Origin of the sequence: Rhizobium sp. NPDC090279 (assembly GCF_044769665.1) — a bacterium.
In the GTDB taxonomy this organism is placed as follows: Bacteria; Pseudomonadota; Alphaproteobacteria; order Rhizobiales; family Rhizobiaceae; genus Rhizobium.
The window spans coordinates 25,356-39,501 of sequence record NZ_JBIVYI010000006.1 but is presented as its reverse complement, the minus strand read 5'-3'; the positions used below and the strand labels follow the sequence as shown (position 1 = coordinate 39,501).

General features: G+C 57.8%; 15 protein-coding genes. 7 read left to right on the top strand and 8 right to left on the bottom strand.

Annotated elements, in window-relative coordinates:
• Positions 1–66 precede the first annotated feature (66 nt).
• On the top strand, positions 67–957 hold the full coding sequence (locus ACIQWP_RS15940; RefSeq protein WP_402788825.1) for an SMP-30/gluconolactonase/LRE family protein: 891 nt from the start codon (positions 67–69) through the stop codon (positions 955–957).
• A gap of 189 nt (positions 958–1,146) precedes the next feature.
• Here the strand turns inward: ACIQWP_RS15940 and ACIQWP_RS15935 are convergent, their stop codons facing one another.
• The gene (locus tag ACIQWP_RS15935; protein ID WP_402788823.1) at positions 1,147–1,350 is read right to left on the bottom strand and encodes a hypothetical protein; all 204 of its coding nucleotides are present in this window, start codon (positions 1,348–1,350) and stop codon (positions 1,147–1,149) included.
• A 327-nt stretch (positions 1,351–1,677) separates the two neighbouring features.
• Here ACIQWP_RS15935 and ACIQWP_RS15930 point away from each other — a divergent pair, with 327 nt between their 5' ends.
• Positions 1,678–2,031 carry an ArsR/SmtB family transcription factor gene (locus ACIQWP_RS15930; RefSeq protein WP_402788821.1) on the top strand — a complete coding sequence of 118 codons (354 nt, stop codon included), beginning with the start codon at positions 1,678–1,680 and terminating at the stop codon, positions 2,029–2,031.
• A 94-nt stretch (positions 2,032–2,125) separates the two neighbouring features.
• Here the strand turns inward: ACIQWP_RS15930 and queE are convergent, their stop codons facing one another.
• The 4 genes from queE to ACIQWP_RS15910 all read right to left on the bottom strand — a co-directional run bounded on the left by queE (position 2,126) and on the right by ACIQWP_RS15910 (position 5,190).
• Entirely contained in the window at positions 2,126–2,854 is a 729-nt protein-coding gene (gene queE, locus ACIQWP_RS15925) for a 7-carboxy-7-deazaguanine synthase QueE (protein ID WP_402788819.1), read from the bottom strand.
• Positions 2,851–3,207: a 6-carboxytetrahydropterin synthase QueD gene (gene queD / locus ACIQWP_RS15920; protein WP_402788817.1), complete on the bottom strand. Its 357-nt coding sequence runs from the start codon at positions 3,205–3,207 to the stop codon at positions 2,851–2,853. Before queD ends, queE begins: the two co-directional genes overlap by 4 nt.
• A complete protein-coding gene (gene queC / locus ACIQWP_RS15915; RefSeq protein ID WP_402788815.1) occupies positions 3,207–3,917 on the bottom strand; it encodes a 7-cyano-7-deazaguanine synthase QueC in 711 nt (236 codons plus the stop codon). The genes queD and queC overlap by 1 nt, the downstream gene beginning before the upstream one ends.
• Positions 3,918–4,083: 166 nt before the next feature.
• On the bottom strand, positions 4,084–5,190 hold the full coding sequence (locus tag ACIQWP_RS15910; protein ID WP_402788813.1) for an aldo/keto reductase: 1,107 nt from the start codon (positions 5,188–5,190) through the stop codon (positions 4,084–4,086).
• A gap of 141 nt (positions 5,191–5,331) precedes the next feature.
• On the opposite strand from ACIQWP_RS15910, the gene ACIQWP_RS15905 reads away from it, so the two are divergent.
• Complete coding sequence (locus ACIQWP_RS15905; RefSeq protein ID WP_402788811.1) at positions 5,332–6,243, top strand: LysR family transcriptional regulator; 912 nt, start codon at positions 5,332–5,334, stop codon at positions 6,241–6,243.
• Positions 6,244–6,485: 242 nt separating this feature from the next.
• Positions 6,486–6,893 carry a helix-turn-helix domain-containing protein gene (locus ACIQWP_RS15900; protein ID WP_402788809.1) on the top strand — a complete coding sequence of 136 codons (408 nt, stop codon included), beginning with the start codon at positions 6,486–6,488 and terminating at the stop codon, positions 6,891–6,893.
• 37 nt (positions 6,894–6,930) lie between these two features.
• Here ACIQWP_RS15900 and ACIQWP_RS15895 read toward each other — a convergent pair whose 3' ends face one another.
• A complete protein-coding gene (locus tag ACIQWP_RS15895; RefSeq protein ID WP_402788807.1) occupies positions 6,931–8,208 on the bottom strand; it encodes a TadE/TadG family type IV pilus assembly protein in 1,278 nt (425 codons plus the stop codon).
• A 512-nt stretch (positions 8,209–8,720) separates the two neighbouring features.
• Between ACIQWP_RS15895 and ACIQWP_RS15890 the strand changes: the two genes are divergently transcribed.
• Entirely contained in the window at positions 8,721–10,799 is a 2,079-nt protein-coding gene (locus tag ACIQWP_RS15890) for a putative bifunctional diguanylate cyclase/phosphodiesterase (protein WP_402788805.1), read from the top strand.
• A 507-nt stretch (positions 10,800–11,306) separates the two neighbouring features.
• Complete coding sequence (locus ACIQWP_RS15885) at positions 11,307–11,981, top strand: transglutaminase-like cysteine peptidase (protein ID WP_402788803.1); 675 nt, start codon at positions 11,307–11,309, stop codon at positions 11,979–11,981.
• Here the strand turns inward: ACIQWP_RS15885 and ACIQWP_RS15880 are convergent.
• Entirely contained in the window at positions 11,969–12,310 is a 342-nt protein-coding gene (locus ACIQWP_RS15880) for a hypothetical protein (protein WP_402788801.1), read from the bottom strand. The genes ACIQWP_RS15885 and ACIQWP_RS15880 overlap by 13 nt on opposite strands.
• Before the next feature lie 194 nt (positions 12,311–12,504).
• Here ACIQWP_RS15880 and ACIQWP_RS15875 point away from each other — a divergent pair, with 194 nt between their 5' ends.
• Positions 12,505–13,482, top strand: coding sequence for a DUF1402 family protein (locus ACIQWP_RS15875; RefSeq protein WP_402788799.1), 978 nt, complete (start codon positions 12,505–12,507; stop codon positions 13,480–13,482).
• Positions 13,483–13,519: 37 nt separating this feature from the next.
• Here ACIQWP_RS15875 and ACIQWP_RS15870 read toward each other — a convergent pair whose 3' ends face one another.
• Positions 13,520–14,137: a hypothetical protein gene (locus ACIQWP_RS15870; protein ID WP_402788797.1), complete on the bottom strand. Its 618-nt coding sequence runs from the start codon at positions 14,135–14,137 to the stop codon at positions 13,520–13,522.
• Positions 14,138–14,146: the final 9 nt, after the last annotated feature.

The following is a 14,146-nucleotide window of genomic DNA, read 5'->3' as shown; positions in this document are numbered from 1 at the left end:
CCTATTGAATATGTTATCGATAACACATCGACCCCTCGATGTAACCTTATGGGAGGTATTGTTACAATGTCGTTCTTCGAGACCATGGACCCGGCCTTCGGGAAATTCGTTCTTGGCAACGCTCCCGTCAAGCAGATCGCCACCGGCTTCGACTGGGTGGAAGGGCCGGTCTGGTTCGGAGATCTGAACTGCCTGCTGTTCTCTGATATTCCCAACAACCGCATCATGCGCTGGATACCGGGCATCGGCATCAGTGTCTTTCGCGAACCGTCGAATTTTTCGAACGGCCATACGCGCGACCGGCAGGGTCGGCTTGTCAGCTGCGAGCACGGCGGCAGGCGCGTGACGCGTACGGAGTATGACGGATCGATCACGGTGATCGCAGACGGCTATCAAGGCAAGCGCCTGAATTCACCCAACGATGTAATCGTCGCCTCGGATGGTGCCATCTGGTTCACCGATCCACATTATGGCATCGCGACGGACTACGAAGGACACAGGAGCGAGCAGGAATTGCCGTGCAATGTCTATCGCGTCGATCCCTCCGGCTCGATACAGGCGGTTCTGACGGATTTCAATTGCCCGAACGGACTAGCCTTCAGTCCAGACGAGACGAAGCTCTATGTCGCCGATACCGGTCGTATCCATAGCAGCGATCCGCAGCATATCCGGGTCTTCAATGTCGGCGAGAATTGGCGCCTGTCCGGCGGCGAAGTCTTTCATGTAATTTCGCCGGGCTGCGCTGATGGTATGCGCGTCGATACCGACGGCAATCTGTGGTCGTCGGCAGCCGATGGCGTGCATTGCATCGCGCCTGACGGTCATCTCATGGGCAAGATCCTGGTGCCGGAAACGGTTTCCAATCTGTGCTTCGGCGGGCGCGGCAAACACAGGCTCTTCATGACGGGAACCACCAGCGTCTACGCCATCTCGCTCAACCGGAGCGGCGCCCTCTGACATCGGGACCAACTCATTGCCAGGCGATCCGTAGAGAGGGTTGGAAATGACGGCAACTTCATCGAGGTCCCGGATGAAGAGGCAGCGATCCTTGGCTGCATGGGGTACTGGTGGAGAGGTTGGGATACAGAAATATTGCAGCGACAATCGCCGATCACGCGGCGATTGTCGTTTCCGCATGGAGCGATATCAACGCAAGTCGGCTTGCGGTACGGAGCGTACGGCCGCATGCGCGATCGGCACAAGATTGGCGGACAGGGCCCGCTCCTGCTTGCGCGCCGCGTCTTGCAGCAGGTTCGCCATCCGGGCCACGGATATGCGATCTGCGCGCATGACCTGGCGGATCAGCGGGTCTCTAAGAACTTCGGTGATCGTCAAGTCCCTTTGGGTCATGGTTACCTCCTGTTCGTTAAAGCAGAAGATAAACGGCTTAATTAGCAGTGCGATGTCAAAAGCCGGACAAAAACAAGGCAGTTCGTTCGATTTTGTTACAGAATAATCGCAAATCGAATGGAGGGACATATTCCCAAAATACAATAGGACCCTAGTTGTCGGCTAAGGAAGGGTTGATCATTTGTGATCGGCCTAAGTGGGAGGTCCGTTTGCTCCGCGAAGGCGCAACGTTTTTGCAATAATTTAGACCATAATTTTGCAACTTTTGCGTTTATGATCGCGTGATGCCGGGGGCTTTATAGTTTAACATCAACGATCGGCCGCACGATGTACTCAGATCAAACTACGGAAGACGAGCGTCTCATCTATCACGCAGATCTTCTCAGCCAGCTCTCCAATCCCAAACGCCTGGAGGTCTGCATTCATCTTTCCGGCCACGAGGAAGATGTGAATAGCCTTGCCAAGAAGCTGGGCATATCACAATCGGCACTGAGCCAGCATCTGACACGCCTGCATCACTCCGGTATCGTCAAAGTGCGCCGGCAGGCGCAGTTCAGATATTATACCTGCGACCATCCGGGCGTTCTGCAGATCCTGAAGACGCTCGCGGGGATCTTCGACGTCGAGCTCAAGCCGGCAACGAATGCCATCGACCGTGACGCTCACGACGAGACGTCATGACATTACACCGGCGAGCTTCGCCGATTTCGGCCGCCAATTGAAATCTTCGGATGCCGACGGATGGCGCAGACGCGCGATCGCGGTTGGCAATTGTTCAAACGCCGCGCCTGTTCCCCCAGATGATCACATGCAATTGCGGTAGCACTCTTGCCTCGAACCATCTGTCATCGCTGACCTTTCCCACCAGCCAGCGCATACGCTCGACAATGCCGTCGATATCGACAACGGCATCTTCAGCATCGGCAGGCGGCGGCGTGTGATTACCGGGTTGGAGATAGAGAGGCAGGTGGGGATAGCGCGAAGCAGCCTCCCGCGCATAGGCATAGTCCGGATCGTCGAATATGACGATCTTCATCGCGACCTGCGGTCCATCGCCCGCCATCCGCAGACAGTCGTCGAAGGCCGCCCAGTCCGTCATCATCCCGCTTGACGGCGGTTTCGGGCTCAGCACCAGCACATCGAGTTCGTTAAACCACGCCTTGGCGGCACTCCCCTGCGTCTCCAGCGCGAAGCGATAGCCTTCCGCGTGACCGCGCGCGATCAGCGGGCCGAGCGGCTGGATAGCGGGATTGCCGCCCGAAAGCGAGATGGTCAGCGGCTTGTCGCCGGAAAGCCGCGTCACCTCCCGCCAGATCTCATCGACCGACATCGGCTGCCATTGATCGCGATAATCGCTGTCGACCGCATGCAGCGTATCGCACCAGGAACAGCGATAGTCGCAGCCGCCGGTGCGCACGAAAATCGTGGGAAGGCCGATCAATATCCCCTCGCCCTGGATCGTCGGCCCGAAGATCTCGCTGACGCGAATACGCGCATCGCTCATGGCCGGTACTCCGCCCATGTCTTCGGCGTTTCGCTGACCCGCACGGCCGATGTCTGCGGCAAGCGCTCCTTGCACCAGTCATAGAAATGCTTGGCGAGACATTCTGATGTAACGCGGTCATGTCCGAGGACGTCGTTCAGATGGCGATGATCGAACGCCTCGTCGATGTAACGCTTCAGCGGCTGCAGCTCGTGATAGTCGCGGACGAAACCGTTCTGATCGAGTTCGTCCGCCGAAAGCTCCACTACGACGATGTAGTTGTGCCCATGCATGCGCGCGCATTGATGATCGTCGGGCAGATGCGAGAGCTGATGCGAGGCGGAGAAATGAAACTCCTTGGTGATGCGAAACATCACTTCACCTCTTCGGCCGAAAAACCCGCCGTCGCCGCGACCCAGAAATCGGCATCGTCGTAATCGGTCGGATCTGCGATGCCGGCGAGATGGAAGGCTTCGCGCCGCTCGACACAGGTGCCGCAGCGGCCGCAATGACGCTCGCCACCCTTGTAGCAGGACCAGGTTTCGGCAAAGGGGATTTTATGCCGATCGCCGTCGGTAACGATATCGGCCTTCGAGATCGTCACGTAGGGCGCATAGAGCGAAACGCTGGCGTAGCCGTCGAGCGCCCGGTTCTGCATCTGCTGGAAGGCGTCGATAAAGCCGGGGCGACAATCGGGATAGATGAAATGATCGCCGCCATGAACGGCGACGGCAACTGCGTCCGCCTTCTGCGCGGCGGCCAACCCGAAGGCGATCGCCAGCATGATCGCGTTGCGGTTCGGCACGACCGTCGCCTTCATGGTTTCCTCGGCATAGTGCCCGTCCGGCACCTCGATATTATCGGTCAGTGCCGATCCGCTAAGGTGCTTGCCGATGGCGGTGATATCGATGATTTCATGCGGTACGCCGAGCCGCTTGCCGCAGGCCGCGGCAAATTCCAGTTCCTTGCGGTGCCGCTGGCCATAGTCGAAAGAGACGAGGCCGATAAGCTGATGTTCGGCTGCGACCTTATGGGCGAGCGAAACGGAGTCCAATCCGCCGGAGCAGATGACGATAGTCTTCATAATGTATGATCCCTTGTTTTGACCGGGTGGGCTGCGACCGGATTTCATGGCTTCTGGAAGCCACTGCGGGCTCTCTAGCAGCAGAACCCGGTAGAAACAAGGCATCCCTTGGTCTCATGGCAACACGCCGGCAGCTGCCGGCCTGTTGCCCGTAGTCGCGAGGCCGTCAGCTGACCCCGGCAAACTTGCCCGAGATATTCAGATCCGGATAGTAGCCTGCCGGCTTGCCTCCGACCGTTTGACCGCCGGTGAGACCGCCCTGGATCTCGGGGCCGAAGAAGGAATAAGGGAAGGTCGGCTGCAGGGCGCTGACCTCGTCCAGACGCCGGCGCAGCTCATGCGGTATCGCAAACTCCAGGGCGCCGAGATTATCCTTCAGCTGCTCTAGTTTCGTGGCGCCGACGATGATCGAGGCAATGCCGGGCTGCGTCATGGCCCAATTGACCGCGACCTGCGCCATGCTGCGGCCGAGCTCTACAGCCACCTTCTCGAGTTCGGCAACGATCGCCCAGTTGCGCTCGTTGAACTTCTGGAAGCCGGGATTGGTTGTGCCGCGCACGGTTTCGAGCCGACCGGGGGTCTCCCCTTCACCGCTTGGCCGATATTTGCCACTGAGCAGGCCGCTCGCAAGCGGGCTCCAGGCCATGATGCCGGCGCCATAGCGCGTGCCGAACGGTACGAATTCATTCTCGATATTGCGCTCGACCAGCGAATATTCGAGTTGCAGCGCCGAGATCGGCTCGTAGCCGCGATGTTCGGCGATGGCCTGGGCGCGGCTCGCATACCAGGCGGGGACATCGGACAGACCGACGTGCCGTACCTTGCCCGAGCGGACGAGATCATCGAAGGTGCGGATCACCTCTTCCGGCGGCGTCAAACGATCCCAGCAATGCATGAGATAGAGATCGATGTAATCCGTGTTGAGCCGCTTCAACGAACCCTCGACCGATCGCAGGATGTTCTTGCGGCCATTACCGGCGGCGTTCGGTGTATGAGCCGCAAGGTTCATGGTGAATTTGGTCGTAATCACCGCGTCGTCACGCAGCCCGCGCTCGGCGATGAATTCGCCAAGCCAGCTTTCCGACGTGCCGCCGGTATAGGCGTCGGCGGTGTCGAAGAAATTGCCGCCGGCATCGACATAGGCATTGAAGATAGCGCGTGCCGCTTCCTTGTCGGCTCCCCAGCCCCATTCCGTGCCGAAAGTCATGGTGCCGAGGGCCAATCGCGTGACCTTCAGACCGCTATTTCCCAGCGTATAGAATTCCATGCTCATCGCTTCACTCCTCTTTGACATCGCGGGGCTTCGTTCGACGATCGAGCAGGTCCGTGGCGATGCGATGGGCCGAGGTTCGCTGTTTTCGGACGGTTCGATAAGATCATTTAATTTGCATGTATTATGCGATATCGTGCAGCAATGGATCGCGATCTGCTGACACATCTTCCCATTGTCGCCGCCGTGGCCCGCCGCGGAGGATTTGCCGCCGCCGCCAGCGAATTGGGCATGAGCGCATCGGCCGTCAGCCATGCCGTGCGGCTGGTGGAGGAAAGGCTCGGCCAGCCGCTGTTTGCGCGCACGACGCGCAGCGTGGCGCTGACCGAGGCCGGCAAGAGCCTGATCGCCACCATCAATCCGGCGCTGCAGGATATTCATGAGCGCATGGAGCGCATCAAGTCCGTCAAGGGAAGGCCAAGCGGCCTGCTGCGCATCAACGCCTCGCGTATCAGCCTGCCGCTGGCGGTCACCCGCGTGATCGCAGCCATGGCGGAGCGTTATCCCGAGGTCGAGGTGGAGATCTTTTCCGATGAAAGACTGACCGATATCGTCTCCGAAGGTTTCGATGCCGGCATCCGCGTCGGCGAAATGATCGCGCAGGACATGGTGGCCGTTCGCCTCACGCCTTCTTTCCGATCGGTCGTGGTCGCCTCTCCTAGATATATCGGGCGCTTCGGGCGCCCGAACACACTTGCGGATCTCTCCAGCCACAATTGCATCGGCTACCGCCTGATCCGCTCCGGTGGCCTCTATCAATGGAAATTCGTCGAGGATGGACGGGATGTGGCGGTCACTGTGAAAGGCCAGGCGATCGTCACGGAATCGCACTCGGCCATCGAACTGGCCCTGGCGGGCGTGGGATTGGCCTATGTCTTCGAACCGTTGGTGCAGGCGGAGATCGCATCCGGCAGGCTGGTTCAGCTTCTAAGCGACTATGCGGTGACGGAAGCAGGACTTTTCCTCTATTTCCCGCGTCGCGCCGAGCTGGCGCCAAAGCTTAGAGCCTTCATCGACACGGTGCGGCAGATCAATCGCGAGTCGGCCACCGCATAGCCAGCAGCGCCCTCAATTCCCCAATGACACGCCGTCGAATGGTCAAATTACGCAGTATTTGTACCAAATGCGCATGAAATGCAGGGCTTCATGGCGATCCAGGTGAATCGTGATTGCCGTCTCCGACGCCGCTGGGCAGTCATACCCTGAAAGCTTTGCCAAAAGAACATTCAGGAGCTCCGCGGCATTCGCCATCGGCCTCCCGGTTCGATGGGCGGCTTCCCGGTCAGGAAGAGGAACCCGTGCAAGATATCCCGAAAAGAAAGCCGCCCAGCCCGATCGACATTGAAGTTGGCAAACGCATCCGTGAACAACGGCGCCTGCTGGGCATGAGCCAATCGGCCCTCGCCGAAAAGCTTGGCCTCACCTTCCAGCAGGTTCAGAAATATGAAAAGGGCGCCAATCGCGTCGGCGCAAGTCGCCTGCAACGTGTTTCAGACTGCCTTGGCGTTCCGATCTCGCATTTTTTCGACAATGCCGCCTCTGACAATCCGGCCTCCGCCGACGAGGCGCGATCCATCCGGAACGATCTTGTCAACTTTCTGTCTTCGGAAGAAGGCGTCGCGCTCAACCGGGCCTTTGCGAAGATCAAGGATGCAAAGACACGCCAGAAGATCGTCGGCCTGGTCAAGTCGCTAGCCTTCAACTAGCTCATTTTGCGCTGTCGGCACCGCCGCACGCCCGTCGTCAACTTGTGATGCGCGGCGTGCGAATGACCTTCAGGAACAAGGCGTTCATGGCGTCCGAGATACCCTGCGTCGGGCTCACTTCGAAATAGAGGCCCGCTGATGCGCAGTTCTGCAGATCGGTGCCGATTTGCGATTGGAAAGGTGCGATCCACTGATTGTACCAACCGTTCGTCGGTAACGGAAAGTAGGTCGTATAGAGAATGGCGATCTTGACGTTCTGATTCTTCAACGGCTGGCAGAAGGATGTATCGAGCGGCTCCTGACAGCGCCCACCCGTCGTCGCCTTGGTGCAGGTGTTGGGTTTGTAGCTGTCGCCGACCCCATCCGTGACAAGGAACAGGACCTTTTGGCGATCGGCGCTGGTCGTGCCGCTGCCGCCTGTTCCGATGATTGGCCCAAGCTGCGTCAGCATCGTATCGAAGCTCGTATCCTGATCGTTGTTGTAACCCTGATAGGGAACAGTCATCAGGTCGACTGCGCTCGTGGTGCTCTTGACCTGTGTCATATCCGACGACAGCGCCGACACGCTCGTCAAGCCGACATTTTCTGCCTGCGTGCCGAACGTATAGACCGCCATGCGATACTGATCGGGCGTTACCCGATTGGCTGCTGCCGTATCGGTAAGCTGCTGGGTCGCCTGGCGAACGACGTCGATGCGGGTGTTGATCTTGAGAACGTTCTTGGCAAGATTATAATAATTGTTGGTCGTATCGAGATTATGGCATGCAAAGGCACAGCTATCTGGCGTATTTGCAACCATTGTCTGAATGTCGGTCAGAGTAGCGCCAATCCCCATGGATGGCGTGTTATCCAGCAGCATGTAGAAATCCATGAAGTTAGCCGTCTGATACTGCGCGGATGCCGAGCCGCTGACGGGAATGGATGTTTTTCCAATGATCTGGCTGAGCGTAGTCGGCACAGCAGCGGAAAAATTGACCGTCGATGAGACGATATTCCCCGTGCGCAATATCGCGGCGCTAACACTGACCTGTGTGTTCTGCAGGTCGCTTGACGCCTGGCCGAAGAAGAGCTTGTTGGCATCGCTTTGACCGATATTGACGGTACCATCAGTCGTCATGGCCATCGCGGCAGCAACCGCCGGAGACGAATCCGCGATTGCGCCGACGGCAGCCGCGTCTGCGGCATTTTGCAATTCCGTTCTGACGAGCATCGCATTGGTGACATCGAGTGCGAGGCCGCCCACCGCGATCAACGGAACGGCAACGAGCGCCGTCGTTATGCCGAAATTGCCCGAACGGTCCAGAAGCAGCTTCACGGAGAGCTTACGCAATGCATCAAACGATTGTGGATAGATCCTGAATCTCTTCACGGGAAAGCTCGCTATAGTATAAGTTGCATTTTCAAAACGTTCGCGAATTGAAAGTATTAAAACTTTCAAATATACTTATTTATAGTATAAATCTAAAATATTTAGATTCCAATAAAAGCGAACTTCTCATTTTATATTGATATTTTAAAAAGAAATTCACCAAGAATCCAAAATATACATTACCGGCGATCGCAGGTGAAACGATGAAAATACAGCAGCGTATTTTGGGATATCGACCTCGGTTTGCAGTCAAATCGACTGCCTCGTGAAAAAGGAGCATGTTTTATGTAACGGACGCAGATTTGATCGGTACAAAAATAACGCGCTATCACAGATTTGATCAAAGTATCTTTACTCGATTTTCAGTATTTACCCGCGATGCAATGGCCATCGATTTCAGGAGCGGCCGCCGTGGTTGGAACGGCATTCGCTCTGTTTGTTGTAGTTGGGATATTTGCGTGCGCGTTCTTTCCTGCATCTTCACCGAACACAATCTGTGGCTCGTTCTTCTCGCGGCATTCGTCTGCGTCAGTGGCGGATGGATCACGCTCAACTTGCTCAAGCGAGCCGAAAAGACGCGCGAACTTCAACGTGGCGGCTGGATTTTCCTGACCGCCGTCGCGGCCGGCTCATCGATCTGGTGCACGCATTTTATCGCCATGCTGGCCTATGAGGTCGGCGCACCGGTCACCTTCGATCCGATCCTGACCATGGCCTCCTTTCTTCTGGCTGTTGTCGGCTGCGCCGCGGGTTTTGCGATCGCCTTGTCGCACTTGCCCCGCATCGCGCCGGAGTTTGGTGGGGCCGTCGTCGGCCTTGCCATCACCATCATGCATTATACAGGCATGATGGCCTACCATGTCGATGGCATCGTCGAATGGAACCAGGGCTACGTCGTCGGCTCCGTGCTGCTTGCCATGATTTTTGCCGCACTTGCGCTCAATCAGGCGGTCCGCCGATCCTGGGAGTTTTCCTGGATCGCCGCGCTCGCTCTCTTCGTCATAGCAGTGGTCTCGCTCCATTTTACGGCCATGACAGCCGTATCAGTCACACCGCTCGTAACCGGCGCCGCTCTTGCGGATACTTATGCGCTGAAGGCCATGGCCGTTGCGGTTGGCGGCGGCGGATTGCTCATCATCGGCACTGGCGTTGCAAGTTACATGATCGATGAGCAAGCCACGCGTGAATCGATCCAGAAGCTTCAGCATATGGCGCTCAACGACCTGCTGACCGGTCTGCCCAATCGCAGCAGCTTCGCCGACCATCTTCAAGGCGAGATGGAGCACGCCAAGGAAGACGGCGTGAAGATCGCGGTCATCGGAATAGATCTCGACCGCTTCAAGGAAATCAACGACCTGCGTGGCCATAAGGCCGGCGACCAGGCACTGAAAGCGATTGGACGCCGGCTGCTGCGCCTCGTTCGGGATGGCGAGTTCGTCGCCCGTGTCGGGGGTGACGAGTTTGCCGCCGCCAAGCGCTTCCGCGATCAGAGCGAGCTCCTCGATTTCGTCGCCCGTCTGGAGAAGGTCCTGTTCGAGCCGATCCGCATCGACGACTTCGAGACGGTGACGGGTGCCAGCATCGGTGTTGCCGTCTATCCCGATGACGGCATCGATCAGGAGCGCCTTGTCAGCAATGCCGATCTCGCAATGTATCGCGCCAAGGCCGATATTGGCCGCGCCGTCTGCTTCTATGAATCCAAGATGGATGAAGCCGCCCGCGCCCGTCATACGCTCGCGCAGGATCTGCGCCGTGCCGTCGAACTGGATCAACTCGACCTGCACTATCAGGTGCAGACTTCCGTTCGCACCGGGGAGGTCTGCGGTTATGAAGTGCTTCTACGCTGGCATCATCCCGAGCGCGGAGCAGTGCCGCCCTCGGAATTCATCCCCATTGCCGAGGAAAGCGGTACGATCCTTGTCATCGGCGAGTGGGTGTTGCGGACGGCTTGCAGAACGGCCGCCTCATGGGAGCAGCCCTACAAGATTGCCGTCAATCTCTCGCCCATACAGTTCTCTCACGCCGATCTTGCCAAGCTCGTCCACGCGATCCTTCTCGAAACCGGCCTGTCGCCGTCGAGACTGGAACTTGAGATCACCGAGTCCACTATCATTGCGGACAAGAGCCGAACGTTGCATGTGCTGAGGCAAATTCGGGCTCTCGGCGTGACCGTTGCGATCGATGATTTCGGAACGGGATATTCTTCGCTCGATACGTTGCGCTCGTTCCCCTTCGACAAGATCAAGCTCGATCGCTCTTTCATGAGCGAGGTGGATCACAGCATTCAGGCAAAGGCGATCGTCCGCGCCGTGCTGACGCTGGGCAAGAGCCTCGATATTCCGGTTCTGGCCGAGGGTGTGGAGACTAACCACCAGCTGGAAATTCTCCGCGTCGAAGGTTGCGACGAGGCGCAAGGCTTCTTCCTTGGCCGACCGAAGCCTGTCGGGCAAATCTTTCAGGACGAGCCCGCCGCCACGGAGGATGAGGCATCCGCATTCTCTGGCCGGGTACCGCCCCAGCGCATGCGCCGCCGTTGAGCGCATGCCACGCGCAGCCGAATAATTCTCGGAAACGAACCGCGATCGCGCATCATTGGAACCACCCATAACCTTGCTCTGCGGGCAGCCAGCCCGCTTGCCTCCTAGCGCGCAAAGATGTCAGCGGCTAAGGGCGGCACGGCATGCCTTCATAGATTATCCCATCGCCAGATCGCCGATGATGACGCGTAGCAAGCCAGTTTCCGGTTTTTCTCCGCCGTTGCGCGGCAGGGATTCGTATTTAAGACAAATAAATCATAAACGCGACGAAACCCTTCTGTTAACCGATTATCTATTTGATATTACAGTATTTTTCTTATCGTATTTAGGCCACTTCAATCACCGGCGGCCTTTCGTAACCGATCGTAAATCATAAACGCGGCTTCCGGTTTGAAAATCGCGAGCGACGCGAGGGTCGAAAGCGCCGATTCGATAAAATGCGAACAATCTTGTTTCGAGTAAATTCGACCGCATCGGATTTCATGAGCCCAACTCATGGAGCCGAGTATGCGTTCACTTCTAGTCGCTGCAAGCTTTCTCTTCGTTGCCGGCCTGTTGTTTTCAACGGCAACAACCGCAAAACCGGTGGCAAATGCCACCACCGCACACGCGCACCAATTCGCCCGCGAGGTGACGGATGCAAGCGTGCCCGTCGGCTGGGCCGGCTTCTGCAGCGCGCAGCCTGCCGAATGTGCGGCCGGTCAAAAGAGCGCGGAATTCGTCAACCTCGATCGCGACCATTGGGTGCAGCTGCAGCAGATCAACAGCCTCGTCAATCACGAGATCCAGGGCGTCGGCGACAATGACCATTATGGCATTTACAAGCTCGGCATCATCAACTGGTGGACCTATCCCGATGACGGCGCCGGCAACTGCAACGATTATGTCCTTCTGAAGAAGAAATTGCTTGTGGAAGCAGGCTGGCCGCGCTCCGCACTGCTGCTGACGGTCGTTCTCGACACGCATAACGAGGGACATCTTGTCCTGATGGCGCGCACGAATGACGGCGATCTGATCCTCGACAACCTCACCGATACGGTCAAAAACTGGAGCGGAACCGGCTACACATTCATCAAGCGCCAGACGGCCGACAATCCGAACAACTGGGTTCGGCTGGAATCCGGACGTACGCCGGAAGAGCTTGCCATGATCAGCAAGGCGCTGGCTTCTCAATCGCAGTGATTGGCAGACCAATAGCTATCGACAAGACCTTTGCCATCCTGTTCCAGGATGGCAAAATCGCCAGGGATGACGACGAAGAAGCGTTCTCCGCCTTCCGCACCGGCGCTGTCATTTAAAGCCGACGCATCGATACGGCCGCAGACAACGAAGCCCGGCATTCGTTCGCTCGGCTTGGCGGCCAGAATATGAATGGCAGAAGGCGGCACCTCTATCCGTCGCGCGACCGCCGCTTTGGCCAAAGCCGGGACATCCGCCATCGTCGGCAGGGCTTCACCCGGGGCGGCTGCAAGCAAGACGCTTCCTGCGATCACGAGATGTTTCACCGACATCCTCTCGAAACTCAACGCAAAGGGCTGCAACCTTAAACGGCGCTGTCCCATGCACATCTGCAGCCGAAAGCTGCTTTACGCAAAGTTTATTGTGATTCGCGAGGCAGACAAAGCATGCGCTCTTGCCTTCACGCAGCGATCGCGTATGAAGATCGTCCCCGCGCCGGGGAAAACTTTGGAAAGTCACTTAGCGAATGCGAACACGCCTGTCGACAATCCCGGCACTGGGTCTCCTTCTTGTCCTTGCATTGACGAATGCCAGTTTCGGACATGAACTCGTCCGCGTGCCGCCAGGCAATCGCAACAGCGTTCAACCGCCCATTCCCAACACATCGGCGCTGCGGGCCAAGGCGTTCGACACGACCTATGACGAAAAATACCAGAAGATCGTCGGCGTGCTGCGCGACGACAAGGATCTGATGGCCTCCATCAAGAAGGCCGGGCAGGCCTACCAGATCGACCCCATCCACATCGTTGGTGCCCTTGTCGGCGAACACACCTACAACATCACCATCGTCAACAGGGTGAAGTCCTACTACGTCAAGGCGATGGCTTATTCGCAATCGCAGTTCAAGTTCGCCTACAGGGACGTGACCGTCCAGACCTTCCTGAAGAAGCCGGAATTTGCCCATTGCGACGCCTTTACCGGCAGCGCCGAACTGTGGGAGTGCCGCGACGAGACCTGGGACAAGAGTTTTCGCGGCAAGGTCATCGATGGCGTGACCTACGAAAACATGACGTTCCAGCGCGCCTTCTTCCAGCCCTTCTTTGCCGGCCAGACCTTCGGTCTTGGACAGATCAGCCCGTTGACCGCGCTCGAGGTCACCGATCTCGTGCATGCGACCAGCGGTCTGCCGAAGCTGTCGGTCGACGATCCGCAGGCAATCTATCGCGACATCATGGACCCCGATCGCAGCGTGATCTATATCGCCGCAATCGTGCGGGACGCGATCGACGCCTATCGCGCTCAGGGCTTCGACATCACCGGCAATCCCGGCCTGACGGCGACGCTTTACAATGTCGGTCAGCCGCGCCGGCGCGCGCTTGCCTTGCGGCAGGCGGCGGACGCCTCAGGCGGCAAGAAGCTGCCCGAAGAAAATTACTATGGCTGGCTGGTGAATGACAAACTACCGGAGCTCCAGGGGCTGCTTGGCAGCAATAATAGCCAGTAAGCCGGCAAAATTCTCCAATCTCGGACCGTCGGGTGGATCAGAGGATCAGGCTGACGCGATCGTTGGCAATCCTGTTTTCGACCCAGGCACGCTCGTTCTGCCAATCGTGCCGCTTCCATCCTTCCCAGCCGAATCCGCATAGCTTGACGTCCCATTCGGACGCGGGAAAGCTTGCAAGGGTATAGCCAATGCCAAGGAAGCCGGTGCTGGGAAAGACCTTGTGCATGCGAGGCCCGGCAATGCCGAGTTCTTTGCAGCCGTCGATATAAGTCTGCGGCGGCATGATGCGGATTTCCTTGCCGGCCCCGCCCAACAACTCGATCGCCTGCATCGTCCAGTCGGCTCTTCTACCCTGCAGACGTTGGAAGATGTTGGGGCGAGGATGATATTTGCGGATGATATCGGGGTGATAGGCCAACATCAGAACCTCTGCGGCCTTCAGCGCCGCATTGTCCAGAAAATCCGGATCGAGCAGCCGCCGATACAAGGTCTTGCTCGAGGCGGCCAACATGATCATGTCGGTACGCTCGCCGCTCATGCCTCCAGCGAGGTTCGGCTCGTTGAAGCGCATGACGAATTGCGCGCTATCCACGATACCGGAGATATCGCGTTCCAGATTTCCATTGCCAACGATAACTGCAGTCTTACGCGCCAATGCGATCGT